Raw genomic sequence first — 25,173 nt, forward strand, 5'->3', positions numbered from 1 at the left:
CAAACCTCTATTCGGTGAGTGGAGCGGTTTCAGCGGCCGAGGGTGAGATGCACACCCGAGTCGGCCTCGGCTTCGTCGTACGAGACGGAACCGCGGTGGGAGACCTCGATGTCGTAGAACGACGCCCCGCGCGGCACATCAGGGACGGTGAAGAAGAAGGTGCAGAAGTCGCCTTCGCGGACGCTGCCGGTCAGGGACCCTTTGGCGAGCAGCGTCCCGGTTTCGTCGGAGACCCGAACCGCAGCGGCCGACGAAATGTCGTCGTAGCCACGGTCACCTTCGCATTCGAAGCCGGGGGTGGTGCTGTAGGTGGAACCGTCGACCAGAGTGATCGTGCCGTCGATGCTGAACTGCGGCGGAGCGGACATTCGTTCGTTGAGCAGAAAGCCGGTGGCGGTCAATGCGCCGATGACCGTCGCGGCGCACACACCGACCGCGAAGCCCGGCCAGAAGCGAGACTCGACATGCTCGTCGGACTCGGTGAACTCGGCGGGTGCAGGAGCGAACTGAATGGTCACGGCGATCTCCTGATCGTTCGAAGCGGACGTTCAGATCGTCGGCCGTACCCCGCCGCGTAGCAGATTTTCGGCTTGATAACCCCCCTTATCGAAACGCCGTCTCGCTAGGTGATTGATCAGCTTCTAAGTTGAGGGCATGGCAGATGTACTGGACTTCCCGGGTCGACTCACCGAATCCGTCTGGGAACAGATGGCTCTCGAGACCCTCGGTGAACTCGGATGGCGCCACATTCACGGCAGCGAGATCGCCCCCGGTACGGGTGAACGAACTACCTGGGACGAACTGCTCGTGCCGGCGCGCCTACGCTCTGCCATAGCCACCCTCAATCCCAAACTGCCTCCGAGCGCAGTGGACGACGCCGTGACTGCTGTCGCCACAGCCGGCTCGAGCGACGCGATCACCGAGAACCGGCAGATCCACCAGTACCTCACCGAAGGCCTGCGGAAGGTCTCGTACACGGACGACGACGGGGTTCATGTGACTCCCACCATCCGTCTGGTGTCTGTCGACCCCGACGCCAACGATTGGTTCGTCGCCAGCCAGGTGACCGTGATCCGTGGAGACCACGAACGACGTTTCGACCTCGTCCTGTATCTGAACGGCATGCCGGTCGCGGTGGTGGAGTTGAAGAACGCCGGCAGCCCATATGCCGGATTGGCGGATGCCCACGCGCAACTGCGGACCTACCTCCGCGAGTTTCCACTCGCCTTCCGGTTCGCCGTGCTCAGCCTCGTTTCCGACGGGGTCGGCGCCGCCTACGGAACGCCGTTTACTCCGTTCGAGCACTTTTCGCCGTGGAATGTCGACGACGACGGTCAACCGGTGGAACCCACCGGCGACCATCACCAACTCGACATCGCGCTCTACGGGCTCTTCAACCAGGAGCGCTTCCTCCAGTTGCTCCGCAACTACACGGCGTTCGACGAGAGCGAGAGTGGACTCGTCAAGCGAATCGCGAAACATCATCAGTATTTCGCCGTTTCCAAAGCCGTGGGATCGACGATAAAAGCCGTCGCCTCGGAGGGCAAGGCTGGAGTCGTCTGGCACACCCAAGGTTCCGGCAAGTCCATGGAGATGGAGCTCTACGCGAATCAGGTGATCCGTCATCCCAGGCTCGCCAACCCCACGATCGTGGTCATCACCGACCGTAACGAACTGGACGGACAGCTCTACGAGACGTTCGCACGCTCGCAGCTCCTTCCGGAGCGGCCCAAGCAGATTCGACGCCGCGAAGAGCTTCGCCAGGAGCTGTCCGGACGCACCACCGGCGGCATCTACTTCACCACGCTGCAGAAGTTCGGCAAGAGCCGGGAAGAGCGCGAAGCCGGTCTCAGTCACCCGCAGTTGTCGGCGCGCCGCAACATCATCGTCATCGTCGACGAAGCACACCGTAGTCACTACGACAGTCTCGACGGTTACGCCCGGCACCTGCGCGACGCGCTTCCGCACGCAACGCTCATCGCGTTCACGGGAACCCCGATCTCGTTCGAAGACCGCAACACCCGGGCTGTCTTCGGTGACTACATCGACATCTACGACCTCACCCGAGCGGTCGAGGACGGTGCAACCGTGCCGGTTCACTTCGAAAGCCGGTTGGTGAAGGTTTCGTTCGGTGAGGAAATCTCCGAAGAGCAGATCGATTCGTCCGCAGACGAGATGACCGCCGGCCTCGACGACACCGAGCGCGCCCGCATCGAAAAGTCGGTCGCCGTGATCAACGCCGTCTACGGCGCGCCGGCCCGGTTGAAGCTGCTTGCGGAAGATCTCGTCACCCACTGGGAGAACCGGCGCAGCCAGATGGCGAAGTTCGTCGGATCGGACGACAACCCGACCGCGCCGGGCAAGGCTCTCATCGTCTGCGCGACCCGCGAGATCTGCGCGAATCTCTACCAGCTCATCGTCGAGCTGCGTCCCGAGTGGCACTCGGACGAGCTGTCCTCCGGACGTATCAAAGTGGTGTATTCCGGCGATGCCACCGACCAGCCGCCGATCAGCGATCACGTCCGCCGCGATTCCGAGAACGCTGCAATCAAGAAGCGGCTCAAGGACATCGATGACGAACTCGAACTCGTCATCGTCAAGGACATGATGCTCACCGGGTTCGACGCCCCGCCGCTGCACACGCTCTACCTCGACCGTCCTCTCAAGGGGGCGTTGTTGATGCAGACTCTCGCACGTGTGAACCGCACCTTCCGTGGTAAGCAGGACGGCCTGCTCGTGGCGTACGCGCCGGTCGCCGACAACCTCGCGGAAGCGCTGGCCGAGTACACGGCGTCCGATCGCAACGCCAAGCCCCTCGGACGTCCTGTCGGCGAAGCCGTCGATGCGGTGAAGAATTGCATGACGATCCTCGACAATATGCTCCACGGATTCGATTGGCGTGCGCATCGCAACGCGCCGGGACCGCGGGCGTGGCTCGACACCGTCATCGCCACCGTTGCATTCCTCCGCGACAAGCAGAATCCTGAAAACAAGGTCGGTGAAGGGGAGAAGTCTCTCGCCACCCGCTACCGCGAGTACTCGTCGCAGTTGTCGCGTGTGTGGGCGATCTGCAGCACCCACGAAGACGTCCAACCACTTGCGCGCGACGCTCGCTTCTTCGAGGAAGTGCGTGTGCAGATGGCCAAGCGTGACGCGGAGGAACGGCGTGCGAACGGCGTCGCCGTGCCCGAAGACGTCAAGCGTGCGCTCCGAGCCTTGATGGCAGCATCCGTCGAGTCGGAGGGGGTGCTCGACATCTACGATGCTGCCGGGATGCCCAAGCCGTCGCTCGCAGACCTGAACGGGGATTTCCTCGAGCGCACCATGCAGGCGAAGCACCCGTCGCTGGCGATCGAAGCGCTCCGGAACCTCGTTGCATCCGAATCGCGGAAAGTGGCCCGGCACAATCTGGTCCGGCAGCGAGCGTTCTCCCAGAAGCTCCGTGAGCTCATGAACAAATACACCAACAGCCAGTTGACTTCGGCGGAGATCATCGCCGCCTTGGTCGAGCTCGCCAAGGAAGTGCAGGACGAGGCGAAACGAGGACAACGTTTCGATCCGCCGCTCGGAGACCACGAACTGTCGCTGTATGACGCGATCGCGCAGAGCGAGGCGGCGCTCCTCGAAATGGGGGAGGACGTGCTCGCCCAGATCGCGCGGGAGCTGATCGGGATCATGCAACGCGATGTCAAGACGGATTGGAGCGTGCGCGAAGACGTCAAGGCGAAGCTGCGGTCACAGGTCAAACGACTGTTGGCGCGCTACAAGTACCCGCCGGACCGTCGCACCAGCGCTACCAAGCTCGTCCTCGAGCAGATGGAGGCCATCGCACCCACCATGGCGGCATGACCCCCATCCACGGCCTCCCGTAACGACGAGGGGCGGCGCTCCGACACCAGGTGAGGAAGACGCTCAGCGCGTGTGGTCGAGAAGGCAGCGGCGCCCGAGGCGTGGTTTCGGGTTGAAGGAGAAACATGAAGTTCGTCGTCCCCTACCTGCGGGTCGTAGCGGGGATGTTCGCCGCCATCACGCTGTGGCTGGCGGTCGTGGAGACGCTCAACGGCAACTTCGCAGAGGCGCTCATCCAGCTGGCGCTCACCGCCGGCCTAGGATACCTCGCGATCGGCAAGCCGCTACGCGACCGGCACAAGCGCATGAAGGCCGAACAGGACGCGATCGCTGCCCGTGCTGAAGCCGGGCATCGAGCCTTCCTTGCCGGAGATGTGGGGGCGGCGCTGGCCCCACCGCCCGAACCGCCGAAGCCCCCCAAGGTCCGCCGCGGGGTGGTCATCGCTGCCGCCATCGCCGGGTTGTTCGTCTTGACGGGCATCCTCGGCGACATCTCCGACGGCCTCGACTCACCGTCGAAGGACGACGCGACTACCACCCCGCAGTCCGCACCCAGGTCTGCTGCGGCGACGTCTTCCACGCCGTATACGACCTCCGCTGCGGCGACTGCACCAGCTGCGGCCCCGGAAACTACTGCCGCAAAGCCTGTTCCTGCAACGCGAGCGGCGGCAGCAGCGCCCACCGCAGTCATGCCGAACGTCGTGTGCATGGATCTTCAAGCTGCACAGGATGTTATTCAGGCTGCGGGCGTTTTCTATTCGACGAGTGTCGACGCGACCGGCCAGGGACGCGCGCAGGTGTGGGACCGCAATTGGGTCGTCGTCGACCAAACTCCTTCGGTGGGAGCAGTAATCGATGAAGGCGACCCGGTGCTCTCCGTGCTGAAAGAGGACGAGTTCAGCGGGTGCTAGGTCCTCTGGCGCTCCGTTCGAGGTGCGGTTGCGGCACTCGACGGGTGTCGCCCGCCTTTGAGGAAGCCCACGGTTCCAGGCCGTAGGGCTTCGACGCGCAGACCCGCCATTGCAGCCTTCAACCCGAGATCCTTGATCGACGAAGCGATGCGGCCGGCGTATGCACGATCTTTCGGGGTGTCGTCACGCTCGTGGAACTGGACGACGCCCACGCGGCGGCCCAAGCTCACGCCGACGCCGTTGAATCCGAAGTCGAGGTCTGCGGGCTCCTCTCCGGCGATACGGCTGAGAACCGTGTCGGCCGCAGCCAGGCCCGTCGGCAGGGCGGACTGGCATGCCATCCGCACCGGTTCCCCGGACGGCGCCGCGCAGTCACCGGCGGCGATCACGCGATCGTCGTCGATGCTGGTCAGCGTTTCGTCGGTGAGCAGTCGACCGAGTTCGTCCGTGCTGAGCCCACTCGACCGAGCGAGCTCGGGAACGCCGAAACCAGCCGTCCATACGGTGATCGCGCTTTCGAGGACGGTGTCGTCGTCGAGTGTGAACCCGTCGGGTCCGACCCGCGTGACACGGGAGTTCTCGATGATCTCGACCCCGAGGTGAGCGAGCAGCTCGTAGGTTGCGGCCCGGGCCTTCTCGGCGAGCATCGGACCGATGATGCCGCTGCAGACGAGGCGAACCCGGCATCCTCGCTCGGCGAGTTCGCCGGCCGTTTCGAGGCCGGTGAGGCCGGCACCGACGACCGTGACGACGGCGTCGGCGTCGAGGCTGCTCAGTGCGTACTTCAGACGCTCGGCGTGCTCGAATTCGGCTACCGGGAACGCGAATTCCTCGACACCGGGCACGGTGGACCGTCTCGTGGCGGTACTTCCGACGGCGTAGACGAGGTAGTCGTAATCGATTGATCCGCCGGACGCGAGATGAACAGTGCGCGTGCCGGGTTCGATGCGGGTCGCGGTATCGACCAGAAGTTCGACTCCCTTCGCCAGAAGTTTGCGGTAGTCGCCGGACGCATGATGGTTGCCGACCGCGAACTGGTGCAGCCGGGTTCGCTGGACGAAGTGCGGCCGGGGATTGACGACGGTCACCGCAGCCTTCCTGCTCATGCGGTTGGCGGCGACCGTTCCAGCGTATCCACCGCCGATGACGGCGACACGGGGGCGTGTGTTGGACATGGCTTCTCCGATCCGTGCGTTGGCTCCGTCGGGAGCCCTCGTCATCTAGGACCGGACAGCCACGTCGTTTGTGACATGCCGTGCCGAACAATCGGCATAATTCAGGGTCGTTGCAGGTCGCGAAGTTTCTGGACGAGCACGCGCACATCGGCCACCCGTCCCAGGTGGGCGAGCTTGTCCGGATTGATCAGCACCCGGACCGCGCCGATCTTCCCGTCCGTCACAGCGAACGTCATGACCTGCACGATGGCGCCGTCGGCATCCCGCACGATCACGCCGGGGAGCCTGTTGATCTCGTGGGGCTCGAGCACCATGCCGAGCCGGACCATGGGCGAGACGAACGAGGCCAGCAACCGCATGACCTTCTCGCCGCCGACCACGACCTTGCGGACGGCGGGTGCCTTGCCGCCGCTGTCGGCGACGAGCTGCACATCGGCGGCCAGCAGGTCGCGCAGGGCGCCGACGTCGCCGTCCTGGAAAGCCGTGAGAAATCGTGCGGTGAGCTGCTCGTGTGCCCGCGGATCGGTGTCGAATCGGGCGGACCCTTCGTCGACGTGACGGCGTGCCCGCACCGCGAGCTGCCTGCATGCCGACTCCGATCGGTCGACGATCTCGGCGATCTCGGAGAATCCGAATCCGAATGCCTCGCGCAACACGAAGACAGCTCGCTCCAAAGGGCTCAGTCGCTCGAGTAGCACGAGTGCTGCCGTCGAGATCGACTCCCGCAGTTCGGCCGAGCGCGCCGGGTCGTCGTACGGCTCTTCGAGTATCGGTTCCGGCAGCCACTCGCCCACATACTGTTCGCGCCGCGCCCGGGCCGACTCGAGCACGTTGATCGACACTCGGGTGACGACGGTGGACAGGAACGATTTGGCCGAATCGGGTTCCACGCCGGACGTTTCGTAGCGCACCCAGGTCTCCTGGACCGCGTCCTCGGCCTCGGCCACGCTCCCGAGGATGCGGTAGGCGATGGCGAACAACAGTGGACGCAGGTTCTCGAATTCGTCGGTACCGGTCACGTCTGCCCCTCCCGTAGACCCGTGCCTTCGATGACAGCACTGCACCAGGGGTTTGCGCAACGACGACGAGTTCTACTCGCGAAAGAAGAGGGCGCCCTACGGGCGGCTGCGCTCGACCGATCGGAGACCCTTCGGGTCCCTGAGTCGTCGTCCCCTTCCCCAAGGCTGCCCGGTCGCCATACCCCGATAGACCGTCTCGGCCAGCACTTGTAGCCCCACGTCTCGGAAGACGTGCGGCTCGCACTGGACCCGGTCGTTCGTGTCGACCCGCACGATCGGGTGCTCCACCACCAGCTGTGGAGACGAGGGATACTGGTGCCCAGTCGGTTTCGAGACAGGGGACGGCCCCGGCTCGCAGTGTCGGTGCACTGACGTCGGACTGTGGGAGACGAGCGACGAACTGCTTCGACGTGCCTCGGCTACCGGAACGGCCCTCGCGCGCGACGATGCAGGTGAAACGCCTCGAGCCCTCCGATCGCGATGGGATCGGAGGGCTGGGATGTCAGGACGTCAGGCGTGAGCCTGGCGGAGAGGGCGCGTGTCGGCCGGCGCGGAAGAATGCGCGCGACGCTCGCTGCTGATATATGCCTCTCGGAGGCGTGTGGATAGACTCCACCCTACGGTGCATGACAGGTCCGTTCTGTCGTGTGCCTAGACCCCGGTGAGGTGTTGGCGCACCTTCCGGGGTCGACCTGTATTCAGGCCGGTGCAGAGGATGGTCGCACGGGTGTGCGAAGCCGTCAACCACATGGTGCAGTTCTCTGCGGGTGGGGCGGCTCCGTCAGTGGAACTGCTCGAACATGATCTCGTAACCGTCGGGATCGAGACCGTAGAAGATGCGCGCCCAGCCGACGTCTTCCGGTTCGAGAGTGACCGGAAGGCCTTCCCGGCGCCACAGTTCTCGTACGGCGTCGATATCGGCGGTAGGAACGACCAGGACGAACCCGTAGCCGAGTGGGCCGCTGCGAGACAATTCACCGCGCTGCTCGTCGTGATAGCCGTGAGCGAACCGGCTCGACAACATCAGCCAGGTGTGACCGAATGTCAGATAACGCATTCCGGGCTGTTGCTCCTGGGGAATCGGCTTGAACCCCAGCGCAAGGTACAGCGCACAGGAACGATCCACATCGGATACTCGCAGCCCCACCTTCAGTTGCCTGGCGGCCATGGCCGGCACCATATCGTGCTGAGCAGACTGCTGCAGCGACGTTCTGTTCCAATTCGGTCGAGGCTCCGCACCCGATCGGTGCGAACCAACGGATCTGTCGTCTTTGTTTGTGGTCCCTACCGTCCGGATCGGGATCCGTGACGTTTCCTCGGACTCGAACAGGTGGCCTGCGAGCGTCAGGAGCGGATGGCACACTGCGGCACAGCCGACATCCGACCGAACCACGAGAGGCAACTCGCATGGGAGCTGTACGACGGACGGTGGTGGCGACAGCACTCGCGGCAACAGCGACGCTGGGCGTATCCACAGGGCAGGCCGCGGCGATGCCTGCAGTCGACACTGTTGTGAACGGCATACTGTCCGTCACCCCGCTGTGCCAGGGAACAGTCGATGCACTGATCATCGCGTGTACCCAGCTGGAGACGCTGACACCGAACTTTCCGCTCATGCTCGATCTGAACCCGAGAGGCACTCATCTCGTAGTGCTCGGCGCCGGACTCACAGACGACGGAAAGATCCGCCCCGTACTCGCACAGCGTCTCGAAGCGGCTCTCCGCGCAGCGCACCGCTATCCGCAGTCACCGATAGTCGTGACCGGTGGCGTGCCGCGTAAGGGCATCACCGAAGCCCGGGCGATGAAGGACTGGCTCGTGGCGCGAGGGATTCCGCCGGAGCGCATCACCGAGGAGCCGAGGTCCACGTCGACCGTCGAGAATGCGCGCTTCACCAACAACGTGTTGCTCCACCGCCGCGCTACCGGTGCTGTTCTGGTTACGAACCGCGACCACCTGGAGCGCGCGATGATCAATTTCCGCCAGGCCGTCGACGCACGTATCCCCGTTGCGGGCATCGTTGCAGTGTGAGTGCACGAAGACACTTTCAGTACCGGGTGTTCGCCTTCCGCGTCAGCAGTTGGCTGATCTCCGAAACATTCTTGGTAAGTTCGAAATTGACCCAACCGGCGATTTCCCAGAGCGGCGCTTCGTCGGGCATGAGACCCACGATCGTCTTTTCGAGCTCGGTAGTCTCGAGGATATCGACCCACTGCACACGAAGTTCTCCGATGCCGCCGACAGTTCCTGACCACTCGTAGACGTCCGGGCCCACTGCGTTTCCCCCTCGGCAGACGGCGATGGTGTTCGACCACCACCACTCGATATGCCAGAGCAGCCACGCGACCGTTGTTTCGGGAAATACGTCGGTGTTCTCGTCCGGCCAGTCGGCAACGAAGCGACCCGCGATTTCTCGAACGGCCACGCAATTCGGCGAGGGTTCCCAGTGCAGAGAAGTGGTATCTATCCGGGGCAGCACGTGCTGCTCTGCGAAGAGCCAGATCAGATCGAGCTGTTTCAGGAGCGTACGCGCAGTCAGAGGCGAGTCGGTCGAGGCCATAGTCAAATGGTTACGCGTCGAGGGAGGCGGGAAGTGGATTACGGGGCCGGGACTGCACCTGTGTAACCACAGGCTTGCATGGGAATACCGGTGACAAGGCAGTTCACAGCAGCACCCAGCAGGAGTGGCAGGACCCCGGCACTTCCTGTTCCGAACTGAGAACCGCCCGAATCGGCACTACCCGTGGGAACTGCATTCGCAGTGGCGGGCGTAAGGAAGACCGTTGCTGCGCAGCAAATGCCGGCGGCAAGGAGACGACGCTTCATCGATTCGGCCCTTCGTTTCCGGAATGGTCGATGGTGAATCGCCGGATTCGTCGGGCTCGTTACAGTGGGGCTCGGATTGTCGCGGCGCGCCGAAACCGTACTTACCGCTCGTCCAATTCGTGGCGGCGTGACAATGCGTAACAGCAGCTTTTCGAAACGATGAAAGGACCCGGCCCACGGGGCCACGATTACCCATGACCCAACTTGCACGTGGTGAGAACGCGACGATCGCAACCGGAGACGTGACGGTCTCGGTAGCGGGAGCACGACAGGGAACCGTCGACCTGATGGTCTTCCAGCTCGGCACTGATTCGAAGGTCCGCAACGACGCCGACTTCGTGTTCTTCAACCAGCCGTCCTCGCCGGAAGGCGCGGTTCGCCTCGTCGCGGCCGACAAGCTTTCGATCGATCTGACCGCGGTTCCGGCCGCGATCGAAAGGTTGTCGATCGCTGTCGCACTCGATGACAGCGTCACCGGCAGCCTTGCCTCCGTCTCCGACCTGGGCGTGGAGGTCGCGCATCCGGCGGGCACTGCGTCTGCTCGTGCGTTGGATCTGACGACCGAACGCGCCGCAGTGTTACTCGAGATCTATCGCCGGAACGGGGCGTGGAAGGTCCGCAACGTCTCCGCGGGCTGGGATACCGGTTTGCCTGCGCTGGTGCGCGAGCACGGCGTGCAGGTGGACGACGAGCCTGCCGCCGCAGTTCCGGTCGCCGACCCGCACGGTGTGCGCACCGTGGCGGGGGAGGAGAAGCTCTCCCTGGAGAAGCGGCAGAAGCTCGACATGCGTAAGCGTGAAGTCGCGAAGGTACTGCTCGACAAGGGCGCTCCCGGAGTGCGGGCACGCGTGGTGCTCGTCATCGACAAGACCGGCAGCATGAACCGGGAGTACTCGAGCCGGCGCATCCACGAAGTCGTCGAACGGATGGTGCCCATTGCGGTCCAGGTCGACGACGACGGAAAGCTCGAACCGTATCTGTATGCGAAGTCGTTCGCGCGACTGCCCGACATCGTCGTCCATGAAGTCGACGCGTGGTCGTCCACCTATCTGCACCTCAGCGGAACACACGGTGGAATCGACTACGGGCGGATCGGCGGCGTCAACGACGAACTGCCGGTGATGAACGAGATCATCGATTCGCTTGCGCCCGGCGCGGCGATGCCGACGCTGGTGCTGTTCTTCACCGACGGTGGCTTCACCCAGAAGCAGAAGATCGCAGACCTGATGAAGAGTGCGTCCGCCCTGCCGGCTTTCTGGCAGTTCGTCGGACTCGGCCGGGCCAACTACGGTGTGCTCGAACGTCTCGACACGATGTCGGGTCGGCGGGTCGACAATGCGGGCTTCTTCAGTGTCGACGACATCTCCAAAGTGAGCGACGCCGAACTGTACCGCCGAATGCTCAGCGAGTTCCCCGACTGGCTGAAGGCGGCAAAGAGCGCGGGGATTGTCGGTTGAACGGAGTGGATCACCGGCTCGTCGCAGCTGTTCCGAGAGACAGCGCGCCGAAGAATTTCGGGGTCTTGTCCTCGTAGAAGGTGTCGAGATCGCGAATATCGAATCCTGCGCCTCGGACGAGATCGGGGATTCGCCGTGTGAGGTGACAGCCACCCGCGATCCTCTTCTGGATCGGCTCGAGGCGGTACTGCCACCGTCGAACGCCTTCGTCCGGCGCCAATCCGTGTTCGACGAAGTGCAGCGTGCCGCCCGGAGTGAGAACCCGCCGCACTTCGCGAAGGGCCGCGCCGGCGTCCGGAATGGTACACAGCGTCCACGTGGTCAGAGCGGTGTCGAAGCTGTTGTCTGCAAACGGAAGTGACTGCCCATCCAGGCCCGCTCGTTCGATGGGTACGGGTGAGCTCTCGATACGCGGACGAGCAAGTTTCCACCCGAGGTCTGCGGGTTCGACGGCACTGACGCACTCGACCGACGTCGGGTAGTACGGGACGTTGAGGCCCGATCCGAAACCGATCTCGAGGACGCGGCCGTTCAGGCCTGCGCACACCCGTCTCCGGTGTGCCTCGGTGAGCGGGGACGAGCAGGCGATGTTCACCAATCGCGGTACGACGTGATCGTTGTAGAAACTCATGGTAGGCCCCTTCGCTTCGTGGCGTACCGATCTGCTTCGTCCATGATGGCACTGTTCACCCCGAACAGGACGAAGCAGGGTTGCCGAGCGGTTCCGCGCGGGAACTCGCTCGGCAACCCCCTTCCGCTGTGCTACTTCAGCGTGCTGCCCGCATCGACCGTGAGCGTGAGCCCGGTGACGTAACGAGCCTCGTCGGACGCCAGAAACAGCACTGCGTTGCTGATGTCTTCCGGCTCCACCCAGCCGATCGGCAGCACATGCATGAATTGCGTCGCCACCTTCATGTCCTCCGGACCCGGGTTCTCCAGATCGGGACGGAACATCTTCATGGCGCCTTCGTTCATGAACATCGGGGTGTTCACGTTCGTGGGATGCACCGTGTTGACCCGGATGAAGTGCTGTCCGAGTTCCACCGCGAAGGTGCGCATCATGCCGACCACCCCGTGCTTGGCGGAGATGTAGGGACCCATCATGGGGTAGGCCTTCAGGCCGCCGACCGAACTTGTGAGGACGATCGATCCTCCGTTCCCGCCCGCAATCATGTGCGGCACCCCGGCCTTGATCGACTTCCACACGCCGGACAGATTGATGTCGAGCATCTCCTGCCAATCGAATTCGTCCGTCTCGTGGAAAAGCGTCCCTCCGGTACCGATACCGGCATTGGCGACGATGATGTCGAGACGGCCCAACTGCTCGACACCGTTGTCGACCGCCGCCTTCACCGCGTCGAAGTCTCGTACGTCCGCCTCGGCCGTGACGATTCGGCGGTTCAAACTCTTTACGGCCTCGACGGTTTCGGCCATATCTTCCGGGGTGGACGGTTCGATCTGTGCGTTCTCCCGGATCGGTCCGCAGATATCGAGTGCGATGATGTCCGCACCCTCCTGCGCCAGCCGGATCGCGTGGCTTCGCCCTTGCCCACGTGCAGCTCCGGTGACGAATGCGACCTTGCCTTCGACTCTTCCTGCCATGAATCACCTCTCGGGTCGGCATCGAGTTTAGATCGATGCGTTATCTGCCGTATTCGTGTCGTCTAGCGCTTGGCGGAGAACTCGATGTGGAGATCGACCAGTCCGCGCAACAGGAACGTGGGTTCATAGGCGAACGTGTGATCGCCGGCCGGTCCGTGCGCCTGCTCGCTGAGTTGGATGTCTTCCATGCGGTCGAGGAGCCGGTTCAGGGTCACCTGGCCTTCGATCCGGGCGAGGGGCGCACCTGCGCACGTGTGGAGTCCGCGACCGAATGTGATGTGGTCGTGTGCGTTCGTCCGATCCAGCCGGAACTCGTTCGGGTCCTCGAACTTGTGCGGATCGCGGTTGGCGGCAGCGAGACTCAACATCACGATCGTGCCGGCCGGAATATCGACGCCCCCGAGAGTCGTGGACTTGCGTGCGAGACGGAAATCGACCTTCGTGGGGCTGTCGAACCGAAGCGACTCCTCCATGAAGGGTTTGATGAGAGCGCGGTCGTCGCGCAGGAGTTTCTGGTACTCGGGACGTTCGCACAGAACCCGCAGTGACGAACTGAGCAGTTTGGTCACAGTCTCCTGGCCCGCGGCGAACAAGAAGGTCGCGGGACGCACGACTTCGACGAGCGCCGGCGTGGAGCCGTCCGGATATGTGGCGGTAGCGAGACCGCTGAGAATATCGTTGCGGGGCTCGCGCCGACGATCGGAGAGATACTTCTCGAAACGCCCGTCCAGATATTCGAGGGGATTGGTCCCGACGGGTTCGTGGTCGAGTGCGCCTACCCGGCTGCCGGGCCGTTCGCCTGCACCCAGAGCCCGGCGGAATTCTTCACGGTCCTCTTCCGGTATGCCGAGTAGGTCCGTGATCGCCATGGTGGCAAAGGGTTTGGCGTACTGGCTCAGGAACTCGCAGCGGCCCTCGTCGATGAACTCGTCGAGTACGTCGTCCGCCAGACTCCAGAGGTAATTCTCGTTCTCCTTCAGCCGCTTCGGGGTGAGAAGGCGGCCGAGCAGTGACCGGGCACGTGTGTGGTCAGGGGGATCCATCGTGACCATGTGCTCGAAGATGGGAAATTGGTGGCGGTGGGCTTCGATCTGATCGGTGATGTCGTCACCCTCGGGTTCGAAAGGCAACGGCGGGAACGGACCACCGATCGCGTTCACGGCGGACAGAGCATCGCTGTTCTTGAATCCTTCGACCACTTCCTGGTAGCCGGTGACCATGACGACGCCGTAGTTCGGTTCTCGAAATACGGGGTTCTCGGCCCGAAGCCGGTCGAAGTAGGCGAACGGACTCTGTGCGATCTCACCGTCGGTGAAGTAGTCGGCTGCTGCGAGATCGGTCATGGATCACTTGCCTTTCGGTGAAGGTCGACCGGGGATGCCCTCGACGATTCCGATCGCCTGCCGAGGACACGCGCTCGCTGCGGAATACGCTTTGGGCCAGAGTTTTTCCGGAGGGTTCTCGTCACAGACGGCAATGTCGTCGTCGGGGAGATCGAAGATCTCGGGTGCGATCTCGACGCACAGCGCGTGTGCCTCGCACATATCTCGATCGATATGCAAGCGCTTCGGCGATCCAGTCATCGGGGTGCTCCCGGAATGAAGAGGACTCGGAGGATGAACGAGCGGCGCGGACGCCGCCGTGGCTAGAGTGGGTAACCGCGTTACCTGCATCACGATAATGTTATTACCACTTGACGGCAAGGATGTTTTCAGAATGGTTGGTATCGCTTCACCGGATGAGGCGGACGACTTGGGCGTCCGTCTCCTCGGGACCGTGGTCGGACTGCTCGAGGCGGGTGGCTATGACGCGGTCCAGTTGCGCGCAGTCGCACGTGGAGCACGTGTGTCGCTCTCGACGGTCTACAAGCGGTATGCCACACGCGAGGAACTCATCCTCGCTGCGATCGAACACTGGATGAAGGGAAACCACGCGGCGGTCGTCGAGCAGGCCCGCGATCCGGACGAAGCCCTGCACCCGGCGATGATGCGCGTCATCCGCGCCATCTTCGAGCCGTGGGAGAAGAATCCCCTCATGCTCATCGCCTACTTCCGGGTGAGGACTGCGCCCGGCTGGGAGGGCCTGCACATGCGGGGCTTCGATTCGGTGGTGCCCGCCGGCATGGCCGTACTGAAAGGTGTCGACCCCGGTTTCGTCGACGAAATGAAGTCGATCCTCTCGAGCGTCGTCTTCGGCCTCGTCGGTCGATATCTCGAGGGTCAGATCGCGCTCACCGACATCATGCCGACCATCGATCGCGCGGTGTACTGGATGACCACCGGCTACGAGGCAACGCGATAGAACCCGATTCCCCGGTCATTCGACCTCGGCGACTCCGTAGTCCGGCCGCCCGGCCGGGCGGTACACGGTGATGACGATTCCGGACGACGTGATGCGCGATTCCACGAGATCCAACTTCGTGTCGGGACCGCCGCGGGCGAACAGACGCAGACCCTGACCGACGATGACGGGGAACGTCATGAACCGGTACTCGTCCACCAGATCGTGCTCGTACAGTGTGTCGACGAGGCGGATGCTGCCGTGCACCTGCAGTTCGCGGCCGGGTCGCTTCTTCAGTTCGGCGACGGCGGCGGGTACGTCCCCTTCGAGGACGGTCGTGTTGTTCCACTTCGGGTCGGTGAGTGTCGTGGAGGCGACGTGCTTCGGGAGGGTGTTGAGCGCGTTCGCGATCGGGTCGTCCGGATCGGTCGAGTTCGGCCACGACGCAGCGAAGATCTCGTAGGTGTTCCGGCCCAGCAGGAAGGCATCGACCTGAGAGAACGTCTCGTCGATGAACCGGCCGGTTTCTTCGTCGAGCAGAGGGACCACCCAGCCGCCGCGGGCGAAACCGTCGCTGCGGTCCTCCTCGGGTCCGCCAGGGCCTTGGGCCACACCGTCGGCCGATACGAACATTGTCACTGTGAGCTTCATCGTCGGCCTCTTTCGCAGGTTGTCGAGGAGTACAGACCTGGACGTCACAGAAAACTCATCGCTTGCGCGGCGGGGGTTCCAAGGGGTATCCCTGAACGCAGCGTCGCGTGTCGATGGCGGGCTGCGTCAGGCATGGAGGCGCGGGACCTCGAGGAGTTCTCCTTGACCATCTCGTTCGATCACACCATCGTCGCTGCCGACGACAAGCAACATTCGGCCTATTTCCTCACGGCCCTGTTCGGTCTACCCGATCCTGTGCCGGCCGGGCACTTCCTCGCTGTGGAACTCGCGAACGGCGTCACCCTGGATTTCGCCGAGTTTCCGGCTGACGTGGAGTTTCCGCCGCAGCACTACGCCTTCCTGGTCTCCGAAGAGGACTTCGACGGCATCTACGCTCGCATCCTCGAGCAGAGAATCGAACACTGGGCCGACCCCCGACAGTCCGCGCACGGAGTCAACCGGAACGACGGGGGTCGAGGAACCTATTTCCTCGACCCCGGCGGGCACTTCATGGAGATCCTCACGCGACCTTACGGATGGCGCCCCTGAACCGCCTCGGCCGCAGGGCGTCGCCGTGCGCCGCACGGCATCGTCCCCCGAATCGGCTCAGCGCCGGTAGGCCGGCGCTTTCGCGGATCGCTCGGGTTCGAGCGTGCGGAGCAGTGGCATCGCCCGGTAGTGCACCACTTCGGACAGCACCATGACGCTCGTGGAGCGGGCCACGATCGAGGAGCGGTTCAGTTCGATGAGGGTCTGCTGCAGGCCGAGATGCGACTCTGCGCCGATTCGGCACAGGACGTCTCCGGCGCCGGTGGTAGCGAACGCTTCGAGGACGCCCGGGATGCGTTCCAGGACTTCTGTGACGTCCTCCAGTGCGCCCTGCACGATCTCCATCGTGACGAAGGCTTGTACTTCGAAACCGGCTGCAGCCAAGTTGATTCGAGGTTCATAGCCGGATATCACCCCGGTGTCCTCCAGGCGTCGCAGGCGGGCGGAGACAGTGGCGCGGGCGACTTTCAGGCGTCGGGACAGTTCGAGTGCGCCGACCTTCGGGTCGGCGTGGAGGGCTTCGAGGAGAGCGAAATCCAATTCGTCCAGCTGTACGGGCTCACGCATCGTGGTTCCTTCCCATCGGTGCCCGAAAACTAGCCTGATTGTATAGATAAGCGTGAGAATTCCGGCAAATTCGAGGCAGTCGGATCAGTTGCCCGAGGCGACCTTGCGTCGCGCCGATCGGTGGGTTTCTCCTGGTGACACACGACACAACGATTGTGCCGCGGTGTGCGGCAGGAGGTTGCAGCGATGACTCTGGAATACACCCTGACCGACAGCGAGCGCCTCGCCCAGCTCGGCGCCGAGGAACTCCGACGGCTCGTCGGTCTCGTGGAGTACGACAGCGAGCGGGATCCGTTCCCGGTCAGCGGTTGGGATGCCGTGGTCTGGGTGGTCGGCAATGCCACGCAGACAGCGCACTACTTCCAGTCGGCCTACGGCATGGAACTGATCGCCTATTCCGGTCCCACCACCGGAAACCGCGACCATCACGCCTACGTACTGCGCAGCGGCGCTGTGCGATTCGTGGTCAAGGGTGCGGTGGATCCCGGCAGTCCGCTGATCGAGCACCATCGGCGTCACGGCGACGGGGTCGTCGACATCGCACTGCAGGTTCCGGACGTCGACAAGTGCATCGAGCACGCCCGGAAGCAGGGTGCCACGATCCTCGAAGAGCCGTACGAAATGAGCGATGAGAACGGAACCGTGCGTCTCGCTGCCATCGCGACCTACGGCGACACACGGCACACGCTCGTCGACCGGTCGCGATACGACGGTCCGTACCTTCCCGGCTACGTCGAGCGCACGTCGACCTACTGGAAGCGGGACGGCGCGCCCGAGCGGATCTTCCAGGCTCTCGATCATGTCGTCGGCAACGTCGAACTCGGGCACATGGACGAATGGGTCGATTTCTACAACCGTGTCATGGGTTTCACGAACATGGCGGAGTTCATCGGCGACGACATCGCCACCGACTATTCGGCTCTCATGAGCAAGGTGGTGTGCAACGGTAATCATCGGGTGAAGTTTCCACTCAACGAGCCGGCGATCGCGAAGAAGCGTTCGCAGATCGACGAGTACCTCGATTTCTACCGGGGGCCCGGTGCACAACATCTGGCGTTGGCGACCAACGACATTCTCACTGCGGTGGACCGCCTCCGCGAGGAGGGTGTGGAGTTCCTCGCGACTCCCGACGCGTACTACGACGATCCGGAGTTGCGAGCCCGGATCGGCGAGGTGCGCGTCCCCATCGAGGAGTTGAAGAAGCGCGGGATTCTCGTCGACCGCGACGAGGACGGCTACCTCCTGCAGATCTTCACGAAGCCTGTCGGTGACCGGCCGACGGTGTTCTTCGAACTGATCGAACGGCACGGCTCGCTCGGTTTCGGCAAGGGGAACTTCAAGGCGCTGTTCGAAGCGATCGAACGGGAGCAGGCCGCGCGCGGCAACTTCTGAACTCGATTCAGACCAGTTGCCCGAGTCGTGTCCGCAGGGCGTGCTCGGTCTGGCGGATCGCCGTGCCGACAACGGGTTCGATGAGCATCCCCAGGGTGCGGCCGGCGATCCCGCCCGGGAGGTGGTAGCCGAAGTCGACGTCGAGTCTCGTCGCGTGTCCGAGGTCGGTGAAGGCCCACGACGAGGCCGCGCGGAAACCGGCGACCGATTCGAGGACGATCGTGCGGTCGCGTTCCCACTCGACGATCTCGACACGCGAATCGAGATCCTTGGGGCCGATCCGCATGGTCGCGTCGTAGACGGCGCCGAGACCGGCGAGCCGGTCGCTGACGGGCTGGAATCGATCCACCCCGAACATCCAATCGGGGACGTTCCGGTAGTCGTCGACGTACGCGAACGCGCGGTGGATCGGGACTTCCGCGACTGCGGTGTGGCGGACGTGAATCATGGTCCGAACCCTTCACGAGGAGTTGTATGTTACCGAAGGTATCGGTTAACGGCCGGATTCGGAAGAGATTTCCGAATCGGGGCACCGGCCTCCTCGACCGGTGTTTCAATGCGGTGATGTACGTCACATTACACGCTCGGTTCAGGAGGCTCGTGTGAAGACGAAAGCGGCAGTCGTCAAGGGGATCGACCAGCCCTGGGAGATCGAGGAGATCGAGCTCGGTGATCCCGTCGCGGGTGAGGTGCAGATCCGCCTTGCCGCGTCGGGCCTGTGTCACTCGGACGAGCATCTGCGTTCGGGAGCGACGCCATTGCCGTCCTTCCCGGTTCTCGGTGGTCACGAAGGTGCGGGCGTGGTCACTAAGGTGGGTCCCGGAGTGTCGACCGTGGAGGAGGGCGACCACGTCGTCCTCGCGTTCATCCCGGCCTGTGGTCGCTGCCGGTCCTGCGCGAAGGGTCTGCAGAATATCTGCGACGAGGGTGCCGGGTTGCTCACCGGCCAGGCGATCTCCGACAAGACCTACCGTGCGACGCTGAACGGTGAGCCGGTACTGCAGATGTGCCTCCTCGGCACCTTCGCGCCGTACGTCACGGTGAACGAGGCGTCGGTCATCAAGATCGAGAAGGACATCCCCCTCGAGAAGGCCGCCCTGCTGGGATGCGGCGTCGCGACGGGCTGGGGCTCTGCCACCGAGATCGGCGGCACCAAGCTCGGCGACACCGTGGTGGTCATCGGTATCGGCGGTGTCGGTATCAATTCGGTGCAGGGTGCGGCACATGCCGGTGCGCGGTTCGTCGTGGCGATCGACCCGGTCGAGTTCAAGCGGCAGAAGGCCAAGGAGTTCGGCGCGACACACGCCTTCGCGTCGATCGAAGAGGCTGCTCCGGTGATCGGTGAGATCTCCTGGGGCAGGATGGCCGACGTCACCGTCATCACCGTAGGGGAGATCACGGGCGACATCATCGGACCCGCGCTCGGCCTCACGGCCAAGGGCGGGCAGGTCGTCGTCGTGGGTATGGGCCACGCGACCGATTCCCAGGTCACGCTGAGCCTGTTCGAGCTGACTCTGCTCCAGAAACGCTTGCAGGGGGCCATCTTCGGTGGCACCGGGCCGCGTTCGCAGATTCCGAAACTGCTCGACCTGTACCGGAACGGCCAGTTGGACCTCGACAACCTCGTCACCAAGACCTACAAGCTCGAGGACATCAACGAGGGCTATGCCGACATGCACGCGGGCAGGAACCTTCGTGGTCTCGTCCTCTACGGCGAGGACGATTACTGATGCTTCGGTAGCCGACGTCGCCGGAGCCGTCCCTTACGGTGTTGACCATGGACACGCGTGAGGATTCGGGTTCCGGCGACGCCGGCTCTTGGCGACACTACGGGCAGAGCGACCTGCCCCGGCCCCTCAATGCTGCGCTCGAGGCGTTCGCCGAGCGCGGTTACGACGGCACGTCCATCCGGGAGATCGCGTCGCGAGCCGGCCTGTCGGTGCCCGGCCTGTACCACCACTATCCGTCCAAGCAAGCCCTGCTGGTCTCGCTCACCACCACCGTGCTCCAGGACCTTCTCGATCGCAGCCGGCAGGCGATCTCCGAAGCCGGACCTTCTCCGTCCGAACGGTTCGACGCGGTCGTCGAGTCGCTCCTGCGATTCCACATGTTCCGTCGCGACCAGGCATTCGTGGCGTCGACCGAGATGCGCAGCATGGAACCCGAGGCCCGCCGTGCCTTCGTCGCACTGCGCGACGAGCAGCAACGCATGATCGACGAGATCGTCGATGACGGCGTCGCCGACGGCACCTTCGGAACTCCCTTCCCCAAAGATGCGAGTCGCGCCGTGACGACGATGTGTGTCGCGGTGGCGAGCTGGTATCGGCCGGACGGCTCTCTGTCGCCCGACGAGATCGTGCGCCGGTACCTGCTGGTCGCGCGGAATGCGGTCGGAGCGCCGTAGCCGGGCCGCCTTCGCGGGCTTGACCACTCAGCAGTGATATGTCACCGTGAATCTGACCGACCGATCGATCGGTCGGTATGGAAGGAGTCAGCATGGCGGTCGATCTGTCCTACTCGGACCACGTCCAGGACCTCATTGCACGGACCGAGCAGTTCGTCCGCGACGAGGTCCTTCCCGTCGAAGACGCGCACGGCGGCGACATCACCGCAGCCGGTGGCGACGCGATCCGGTCGGAATTGCAGAAGGCTGCCAAGTCCGCCGGTGTCTTCGCTCCGCACGCGCCCGTCGAGTTCGGCGGTCACGGTCTGAACATGTCCGACCGCGCACCTGTCTTCGAAGCCGCCGGGTACTCGCTCTTCGGCCCCACCGCGCTCAACATCGCGGCCCCGGACGAGGGCAACGTGCACATGCTCGCGCACATCGCGAGCGCTGAGCAGAAGCACCAGTTCCTGGCGCCGCTCGCTGCCGGCGACATGCGTTCGGCCTTCGCGATGACCGAGCCCGCGCCGGGTGCCGGCGCCGATCCCAACGCTCTCAACACCCGCGCGGAGAAGGTCTCGGGAGGCTGGAAGATCAACGGCCGCAAGCACTTCATCACCGGTGCCGACGGGGCGGGTTTCTTCATCATCATGGCCCGTACGTCGGGTGAGCCGGGACAGCGCGGCGGCGCCACCATGTTTCTCGCTCCTGCGGACACCGATGGGCTGAAGGTCGGACGCCACATCAACACCCTCGACCGCTCGATGATCGGCGGTCACTGCGAGGTCGACTTCGAAGACGTCTTCGTCCCCGACTCCGCTGTTCTCGGCGAGGTCGACCAGGGCTTCGCTTACGCGCAGGTGCGTCTCGGCCCGGCCCGCATGACACACGTGATGCGCTGGCTCGGTGCCGCACGCCGCGGGCACGACACCGCCGTCCGCTATGTCGCGGAGCGTGAGGGATTCGGTTCCCGGCTGGGCGATCTCGGCATGATCCAGAAGATGATCGCCGACAACGAGATCGACATCGCGGCGACCCGGGCACTGCTCGTGCAGGCGTGCTGGGAACTCGATCAGGGATCGCACGCCTCGAACGCCACGTCGATCGCGAAGACCTTCGCCGCCGAGGCGATCTTCCGCATCGTCGACCGTTCCGCTCAGATGTGTGGCGGTCTCGGCGTCTCCGAGGATCTCCCGATCGCGCGTCTCACCCGCGAGGTCCGGCCGTTCCGTGTGTACGACGGTCCGTCCGAGGTGCACCGCTGGGCAATCGCCAAACGCGCTGTCGGGGCTGTGCGCAGAGCTGCCCGTGAGGCTGCACAGTGACCGCGATACACGAAGGGCTCGACCTTGCTGCGCTCCAGCGCTTCCTGACCGATTCCGGCATCGCCGTCCGCGGTGAGTTGCGCGCCGAGTTGATCTCGGGGGGCAAGTCCAACCTCACCTACGGCATTCTCGACGAGGTTTCGCACTGGGTGTTGCGTCGCCCGCCGACCGCGGGCCTGACGCCTTCGGCGCACGATGTCGCCCGCGAGTTCCGGATCACCTCGGCGCTGAAGGGCAGCGGGGTGCCGGTCGCTCCGACCGTCGTCCAGTGCGAGGACGATTCGGTGATGGGTGCGCCGTTCACACTGGTCGAGTACGTCGAAGGGCGTGTGGTGCGCAGCAAGGACGACCTCGATGCGCTCGCCGACGACGAGATCGACCGCTGTATCGGCGAACTCGTACGAATCCTCGCCGACCTGCACAACGTCGATTTCGAAGCGGTCGGCCTCGGAGGGCTCGGCCGACCCGACGGCTACGTCACCCGGCAGGTGAGGTTGTGGGCGAGTCAGTGGAGTCGCGTCAAGACACGTGAGCTGCCCGATCTCGAGCGATTGCATGCTGCGCTCGCCGATTCGATCCCGGATTCGCCCGCTCCGGCGATCGTCCACGGCGACTACCGCATCGACAACACCATCCTGGACACGAGCGATACGGGGCGTGTCGTCGCCGTCGTCGACTGGGAACTCTCCACGCTGGGTGACCCACTCACCGACCTCGCGATGATGTGCGTCTACCGGCATCCGGCACTCGACGACATCCTCGGCTTCCCGGCCGCATGGACGAGTGAACGACTGCCGTCGAACGACGATCTGGTGCAGCGGTATGCCGCAGCGTCGGACCGCGATATCGCCAACTGGAACTTCTACATGGGCTTGGCCTATCTGAAACTCGCCGTCATCGCCGAGGGCATCAACCACCGGTGGCGCGCCGGCGCGACCATCGGAGACGGTTTCGATCGTGCCGGTGAGGCGGTGCCGGCCCTGGTGTCGGCAGGGCTCGCAGCACTGAAGGGAACACACACGTGACCAGCGCGCTCGTTACCGGAGCATCGAGAGGAATCGGCCTCGGGATCGCAACCCGGCTTGCCGAACGCGGCTACGCAATGACGATCAGTGCGCGCGGCGCCGAGCGTCTCGAGAGTACCGCGGAAAAACTGCGGGAAGCGGGTGCGAAGGAGGTGCGCGCCGTCGCCGCAGACCTCGCCGACCCGGACGCCGCGACTCGCGTGGTGGACGCGCACCGTGAGGCCTTCGGCACGATGAAGGCGCTGATCCTCAACGCGGGTGTCGGGACGGCCGGCCCGATCGCCGAGTTTCCGGCCCGCCGGTTCGACAAGACGGTCGCCGTGAATCTCAACGCCCCGTTCGCGTTGATCCAGGCGGCATTGCCGTTGCTGCGCGCCGAGGCCGAGAACGATCCGGCACACGGATCGAAGATCGTTGCGCTCTCGTCCATCACCGGTGTGTACGCGGAGGCCGGGCTCGCGGCCTACGGCGCGACGAAAGCGGCGTTGATCTCCCTGGTCGAAACGCTCAACGCGGAGGAGTCGGGCAGGGGCGTCTCGGCGTCGGCGCTCGCGCCGGCCTACGTCGACACCGACATGTCGGACTGGATCAAGGACAAGATCCCGGCCGAGAACATGATCGAGGTGAACGACGTCGTCGAGATCGTCGATGCGTTGCTCAAGCTGTCGTCGCGCGCGGTGGTGCCCAGACTCGTGCTCAGCCGAGCGGGTGCAGGCCTCTACACGGCCTGACGCGCAGAGTCCGCCGAGCGCTGTCGCAGATCGACCGGTTGCCCGTCGGAAGGAAAGGGCAACGACGTGAAATCCAGTGGGGCAACGTAACCGGGATCCACGTGCCAGTCGAATCGCAGCAGAAGGTGATGGACGATTGCTTTGATCTCGAGTCCGGCGAAGTGCATGCCGAGGCATTTGTGTACGCCCCCTCCGAACGGTTCCCAGGCGTAGCGGTGCACCTTGTCTTCGCGTCGATGCTCCGCGAACCGTTCAGGGTCGAAGCGTTGGGGTTCGGGCCAGTACTCCGACATGTGGTGCGTGAAGTGCGGTGCCACAGCGGCATACGTTCCCGCAGGTACGAAATGCCCCCGAATCTCGGTGTCGCGGACGGCTCGTCGTGCCATGACCGGTACCGGAGAGACGAGCCGGAGGCATTCCTTCATGACCAGATCGAGGCTGCCGAGCTGGTCGAGGTCGGCATAACTCGGAGTGGTGGTGCCCAGCGCGAGCGACTCCGCACGGCATCTGTCCTGCCACTGCGGATGCTGACCCAGGTACTGCATCATGGTGGAGATGGTGATCGTCGATGTGTCGTGCGCAGCCATCAGCAGGAAGATCATGTGATCGATGACCTCGTCGTCGCTGAACCGCTGTCCTGCTTCGGATTCGATATGGCAGAGGACGGAGAACAGGTCGTCGGTCTCCCGCGATCGTCGCGCCGGTAGGTACTGCCGGAAGAACTTCTCCAGAACCCGGCGACCGTCGAGTCCTCGCTTCCATCTGGTGCCCGGGAGAGGATAGCGGACCATCGAAGTCGCTGCCTGCACGCAATCCACGAATGCTTTTTTCACCGCTTCGATTTCGCGGTCGGTGGACTCCTCGGCCCCACCCATGAAGATCTCGGTGGCGAGATCGAGGGTGAGCGTCTTCAGTGCCGTGTAGGCCAGGAAATCATCGGTGGGTTCCCAAGCGTCGAGCGCGTGGCCGATCGCCGGGTTCAGGGCATCGACGGTCTTCTCCAGGCGTGAACGGGTGAAGGCCTGCTGCATTATCCGGCGGTGGCGCAGATGCTCATCCGAATCGAGAAGCATGAGGCCACCGTGGAAGAAGGGGCCGATCAGCGCCGACCAGCCGTCGCTGTTGACGAACACCCGATCCTTGTTCTGCAGTACTTCCTGGCAGGCGTCGGGTCCGAGGACTGCAACCCAACGCCGACCGGCCACCGAGAACCAGGAGATCTCGCCGTAGCTGTCCCACTGCCGGCGCATCATCGCGAGCGGATCGCGGATGTACTCGAGGACGTGCCCGATACCGGGCAGCCCCGGCCGCCCCGGGATCGGGCGCAGCTGCGACTGGGCGGGGGGAGCAGCCAGGATCTTCACCACGACGAACCTCCACTTCAGAGTTGATCTGACATGGCAGCCTGTCAGATAAGGGGTAGTGTGCGTC

Annotated in this window: 25 protein-coding genes; 12 read left to right on the forward strand and 13 right to left on the reverse strand. The window is 64.1% G+C overall.

Annotated features, from left to right (window positions below):
* Nucleotides 1-29: 29 nt before the first annotated feature.
* Nucleotides 30-518, reverse strand: a complete 489-nt coding sequence (locus ABZ789_RS06990; RefSeq protein WP_358420943.1) for a hypothetical protein — start codon at nucleotides 516-518, stop codon at nucleotides 30-32.
* Nucleotides 519-654: 136 nt separating this feature from the next.
* Here ABZ789_RS06990 and ABZ789_RS06995 point away from each other — a divergent pair, with 136 nt between their 5' ends.
* The gene (locus ABZ789_RS06995) at nucleotides 655-3,849 is read left to right on the forward strand and encodes a type I restriction endonuclease subunit R (protein ID WP_358420945.1); all 3,195 of its coding nucleotides are present in this window, start codon (nucleotides 655-657) and stop codon (nucleotides 3,847-3,849) included.
* Between the two features lie 125 nt (nucleotides 3,850-3,974).
* Entirely contained in the window at nucleotides 3,975-4,760 is a 786-nt protein-coding gene (locus ABZ789_RS07000; protein WP_358420948.1) for a PASTA domain-containing protein, read from the forward strand.
* Here the strand turns inward: ABZ789_RS07000 and ABZ789_RS07005 are convergent.
* The 3 genes from ABZ789_RS07005 to ABZ789_RS07015 all read right to left on the reverse strand — a co-directional run bounded on the left by ABZ789_RS07005 (nucleotide 4,757) and on the right by ABZ789_RS07015 (nucleotide 8,122).
* The gene (locus tag ABZ789_RS07005; RefSeq protein ID WP_358420951.1) at nucleotides 4,757-5,935 is read right to left on the reverse strand and encodes an FAD-dependent oxidoreductase; all 1,179 of its coding nucleotides are present in this window, start codon (nucleotides 5,933-5,935) and stop codon (nucleotides 4,757-4,759) included. The genes ABZ789_RS07000 and ABZ789_RS07005 overlap by 4 nt on opposite strands.
* A 101-nt stretch (nucleotides 5,936-6,036) precedes the next feature.
* Nucleotides 6,037-6,954, reverse strand: a complete 918-nt coding sequence (locus tag ABZ789_RS07010; protein WP_358420954.1) for an RNA polymerase sigma-70 factor — start codon at nucleotides 6,952-6,954, stop codon at nucleotides 6,037-6,039.
* A 781-nt stretch (nucleotides 6,955-7,735) separates the two neighbouring features.
* On the reverse strand, nucleotides 7,736-8,122 hold the full coding sequence (locus ABZ789_RS07015; RefSeq protein ID WP_358420957.1) for a VOC family protein: 387 nt from the start codon (nucleotides 8,120-8,122) through the stop codon (nucleotides 7,736-7,738).
* Between the two features lie 239 nt (nucleotides 8,123-8,361).
* Here ABZ789_RS07015 and ABZ789_RS07020 point away from each other — a divergent pair, with 239 nt between their 5' ends.
* On the forward strand, nucleotides 8,362-8,985 hold the full coding sequence (locus ABZ789_RS07020) for a YdcF family protein (RefSeq protein ID WP_358420960.1): 624 nt from the start codon (nucleotides 8,362-8,364) through the stop codon (nucleotides 8,983-8,985).
* Between the two features lie 16 nt (nucleotides 8,986-9,001).
* Here ABZ789_RS07020 and ABZ789_RS07025 read toward each other — a convergent pair whose 3' ends face one another.
* On the reverse strand, nucleotides 9,002-9,514 hold the full coding sequence (locus ABZ789_RS07025) for a DinB family protein (RefSeq protein ID WP_358420963.1): 513 nt from the start codon (nucleotides 9,512-9,514) through the stop codon (nucleotides 9,002-9,004).
* Between the two features lie 460 nt (nucleotides 9,515-9,974).
* Here ABZ789_RS07025 and ABZ789_RS07030 point away from each other — a divergent pair, with 460 nt between their 5' ends.
* Nucleotides 9,975-11,237, forward strand: coding sequence for a VWA domain-containing protein (locus tag ABZ789_RS07030; RefSeq protein ID WP_358420966.1), 1,263 nt, complete (start codon nucleotides 9,975-9,977; stop codon nucleotides 11,235-11,237).
* Between the two features lie 10 nt (nucleotides 11,238-11,247).
* On the opposite strand, the gene ABZ789_RS07035 is transcribed toward ABZ789_RS07030, so the two are convergent.
* The 4 genes from ABZ789_RS07035 to ABZ789_RS07050 all read right to left on the reverse strand — a co-directional run bounded on the left by ABZ789_RS07035 (nucleotide 11,248) and on the right by ABZ789_RS07050 (nucleotide 14,422).
* Complete coding sequence (locus ABZ789_RS07035; protein WP_358420969.1) at nucleotides 11,248-11,868, reverse strand: class I SAM-dependent methyltransferase; 621 nt, start codon at nucleotides 11,866-11,868, stop codon at nucleotides 11,248-11,250.
* Between the two features lie 131 nt (nucleotides 11,869-11,999).
* Complete coding sequence (locus ABZ789_RS07040) at nucleotides 12,000-12,839, reverse strand: mycofactocin-coupled SDR family oxidoreductase (protein ID WP_358420972.1); 840 nt, start codon at nucleotides 12,837-12,839, stop codon at nucleotides 12,000-12,002.
* 62 nt (nucleotides 12,840-12,901) lie between these two features.
* A complete protein-coding gene (locus ABZ789_RS07045; RefSeq protein ID WP_358420975.1) occupies nucleotides 12,902-14,182 on the reverse strand; it encodes a cytochrome P450 in 1,281 nt (426 codons plus the stop codon).
* Nucleotides 14,183-14,185: 3 nt separating this feature from the next.
* Nucleotides 14,186-14,422, reverse strand: a complete 237-nt coding sequence (locus ABZ789_RS07050) for a ferredoxin (RefSeq protein ID WP_358420978.1) — start codon at nucleotides 14,420-14,422, stop codon at nucleotides 14,186-14,188.
* A gap of 133 nt (nucleotides 14,423-14,555) precedes the next feature.
* Between ABZ789_RS07050 and ABZ789_RS07055 the strand changes: the two genes are divergently transcribed.
* Nucleotides 14,556-15,140, forward strand: a complete 585-nt coding sequence (locus tag ABZ789_RS07055) for a TetR family transcriptional regulator (RefSeq protein WP_358420981.1) — start codon at nucleotides 14,556-14,558, stop codon at nucleotides 15,138-15,140.
* 15 nt (nucleotides 15,141-15,155) lie between these two features.
* Here the strand turns inward: ABZ789_RS07055 and ABZ789_RS07060 are convergent, their stop codons facing one another.
* Nucleotides 15,156-15,770 (reverse strand): dihydrofolate reductase family protein, encoded by a 615-nt coding sequence (locus tag ABZ789_RS07060; RefSeq protein WP_358420984.1) that lies wholly within the window; start codon nucleotides 15,768-15,770, stop codon nucleotides 15,156-15,158.
* A gap of 132 nt (nucleotides 15,771-15,902) precedes the next feature.
* Here ABZ789_RS07060 and ABZ789_RS07065 point away from each other — a divergent pair, with 132 nt between their 5' ends.
* Nucleotides 15,903-16,319, forward strand: a complete 417-nt coding sequence (locus ABZ789_RS07065) for a VOC family protein (RefSeq protein ID WP_358420987.1) — start codon at nucleotides 15,903-15,905, stop codon at nucleotides 16,317-16,319.
* 57 nt (nucleotides 16,320-16,376) lie between these two features.
* Here the strand turns inward: ABZ789_RS07065 and ABZ789_RS07070 are convergent, their stop codons facing one another.
* Nucleotides 16,377-16,886: a winged helix-turn-helix transcriptional regulator gene (locus tag ABZ789_RS07070; protein ID WP_358420990.1), complete on the reverse strand. Its 510-nt coding sequence runs from the start codon at nucleotides 16,884-16,886 to the stop codon at nucleotides 16,377-16,379.
* Nucleotides 16,887-17,072: 186 nt separating this feature from the next.
* Here ABZ789_RS07070 and hppD point away from each other — a divergent pair, with 186 nt between their 5' ends.
* Nucleotides 17,073-18,278: a 4-hydroxyphenylpyruvate dioxygenase gene (gene hppD, locus ABZ789_RS07075; protein WP_358420993.1), complete on the forward strand. Its 1,206-nt coding sequence runs from the start codon at nucleotides 17,073-17,075 to the stop codon at nucleotides 18,276-18,278.
* 7 nt (nucleotides 18,279-18,285) lie between these two features.
* Here the strand turns inward: hppD and ABZ789_RS07080 are convergent, their stop codons facing one another.
* On the reverse strand, nucleotides 18,286-18,726 hold the full coding sequence (locus tag ABZ789_RS07080; protein WP_358420996.1) for an SRPBCC family protein: 441 nt from the start codon (nucleotides 18,724-18,726) through the stop codon (nucleotides 18,286-18,288).
* 154 nt (nucleotides 18,727-18,880) lie between these two features.
* On the opposite strand from ABZ789_RS07080, the gene ABZ789_RS07085 reads away from it, so the two are divergent.
* From ABZ789_RS07085 to ABZ789_RS07105, 5 genes are all read left to right on the forward strand, one after another.
* Nucleotides 18,881-20,008: an NDMA-dependent alcohol dehydrogenase gene (locus ABZ789_RS07085; protein WP_358420999.1), complete on the forward strand. Its 1,128-nt coding sequence runs from the start codon at nucleotides 18,881-18,883 to the stop codon at nucleotides 20,006-20,008.
* A 47-nt stretch (nucleotides 20,009-20,055) separates the two neighbouring features.
* Nucleotides 20,056-20,682, forward strand: coding sequence for a TetR/AcrR family transcriptional regulator (locus ABZ789_RS07090; RefSeq protein ID WP_358421002.1), 627 nt, complete (start codon nucleotides 20,056-20,058; stop codon nucleotides 20,680-20,682).
* Nucleotides 20,683-20,774: 92 nt separating this feature from the next.
* A complete protein-coding gene (locus tag ABZ789_RS07095) occupies nucleotides 20,775-21,986 on the forward strand; it encodes an acyl-CoA dehydrogenase family protein (RefSeq protein ID WP_358421005.1) in 1,212 nt (403 codons plus the stop codon).
* The gene (locus ABZ789_RS07100; RefSeq protein ID WP_358421008.1) at nucleotides 21,983-23,011 is read left to right on the forward strand and encodes a phosphotransferase family protein; all 1,029 of its coding nucleotides are present in this window, start codon (nucleotides 21,983-21,985) and stop codon (nucleotides 23,009-23,011) included. Before ABZ789_RS07095 ends, ABZ789_RS07100 begins: the two co-directional genes overlap by 4 nt.
* Nucleotides 23,008-23,742, forward strand: a complete 735-nt coding sequence (locus ABZ789_RS07105) for an SDR family oxidoreductase (protein WP_358421011.1) — start codon at nucleotides 23,008-23,010, stop codon at nucleotides 23,740-23,742. The genes ABZ789_RS07100 and ABZ789_RS07105 overlap by 4 nt, the downstream gene beginning before the upstream one ends.
* Here the strand turns inward: ABZ789_RS07105 and ABZ789_RS07110 are convergent.
* Nucleotides 23,730-25,109 carry a cytochrome P450 gene (locus ABZ789_RS07110; RefSeq protein WP_358421014.1) on the reverse strand — a complete coding sequence of 460 codons (1,380 nt, stop codon included), beginning with the start codon at nucleotides 25,107-25,109 and terminating at the stop codon, nucleotides 23,730-23,732. The genes ABZ789_RS07105 and ABZ789_RS07110 overlap by 13 nt on opposite strands.
* Nucleotides 25,110-25,173: the final 64 nt, after the last annotated feature.

This window comes from Rhodococcus sp. NPDC047139, from assembly GCF_040643435.1.
Lineage (GTDB): Bacteria > Actinomycetota > Actinomycetes > Mycobacteriales > Mycobacteriaceae > Rhodococcus.

Excerpts from the sequence above, each read along its gene's own strand:
- ABZ789_RS06995 (WP_358420945.1), top strand. The coding sequence starts at position 655 with ATGGCAGATGTACTGGACTTCCCGGGTCGACTCACCGAATCCGTCTGG.
- ABZ789_RS07000 (WP_358420948.1), top strand. The coding sequence starts at position 3,975 with ATGAAGTTCGTCGTCCCCTACCTGCGGGTCGTAGCGGGGATGTTCGCC.
- ABZ789_RS07005 (WP_358420951.1), bottom strand. The coding sequence starts at position 5,935 with ATGTCCAACACACGCCCCCGTGTCGCCGTCATCGGCGGTGGATACGCT.
- ABZ789_RS07015 (WP_358420957.1), bottom strand. The coding sequence starts at position 8,122 with ATGGCCGCCAGGCAACTGAAGGTGGGGCTGCGAGTATCCGATGTGGAT.
- ABZ789_RS07020 (WP_358420960.1), top strand. The coding sequence starts at position 8,362 with ATGGGAGCTGTACGACGGACGGTGGTGGCGACAGCACTCGCGGCAACA.
- ABZ789_RS07025 (WP_358420963.1), bottom strand. The coding sequence starts at position 9,514 with ATGGCCTCGACCGACTCGCCTCTGACTGCGCGTACGCTCCTGAAACAG.
- ABZ789_RS07030 (WP_358420966.1), top strand. The coding sequence starts at position 9,975 with ATGACCCAACTTGCACGTGGTGAGAACGCGACGATCGCAACCGGAGAC.
- ABZ789_RS07035 (WP_358420969.1), bottom strand. The coding sequence starts at position 11,868 with ATGAGTTTCTACAACGATCACGTCGTACCGCGATTGGTGAACATCGCC.
- ABZ789_RS07040 (WP_358420972.1), bottom strand. The coding sequence starts at position 12,839 with ATGGCAGGAAGAGTCGAAGGCAAGGTCGCATTCGTCACCGGAGCTGCA.
- ABZ789_RS07045 (WP_358420975.1), bottom strand. The coding sequence starts at position 14,182 with ATGACCGATCTCGCAGCAGCCGACTACTTCACCGACGGTGAGATCGCA.
- ABZ789_RS07050 (WP_358420978.1), bottom strand. The coding sequence starts at position 14,422 with ATGACTGGATCGCCGAAGCGCTTGCATATCGATCGAGATATGTGCGAG.
- ABZ789_RS07055 (WP_358420981.1), top strand. The coding sequence starts at position 14,556 with ATGGTTGGTATCGCTTCACCGGATGAGGCGGACGACTTGGGCGTCCGT.
- ABZ789_RS07060 (WP_358420984.1), bottom strand. The coding sequence starts at position 15,770 with ATGAAGCTCACAGTGACAATGTTCGTATCGGCCGACGGTGTGGCCCAA.
- ABZ789_RS07065 (WP_358420987.1), top strand. The coding sequence starts at position 15,903 with ATGGAGGCGCGGGACCTCGAGGAGTTCTCCTTGACCATCTCGTTCGAT.
- ABZ789_RS07070 (WP_358420990.1), bottom strand. The coding sequence starts at position 16,886 with ATGCGTGAGCCCGTACAGCTGGACGAATTGGATTTCGCTCTCCTCGAA.
- hppD (WP_358420993.1), top strand. The coding sequence starts at position 17,073 with ATGACTCTGGAATACACCCTGACCGACAGCGAGCGCCTCGCCCAGCTC.
- ABZ789_RS07080 (WP_358420996.1), bottom strand. The coding sequence starts at position 18,726 with ATGATTCACGTCCGCCACACCGCAGTCGCGGAAGTCCCGATCCACCGC.
- ABZ789_RS07090 (WP_358421002.1), top strand. The coding sequence starts at position 20,056 with ATGGACACGCGTGAGGATTCGGGTTCCGGCGACGCCGGCTCTTGGCGA.
- ABZ789_RS07095 (WP_358421005.1), top strand. The coding sequence starts at position 20,775 with ATGGCGGTCGATCTGTCCTACTCGGACCACGTCCAGGACCTCATTGCA.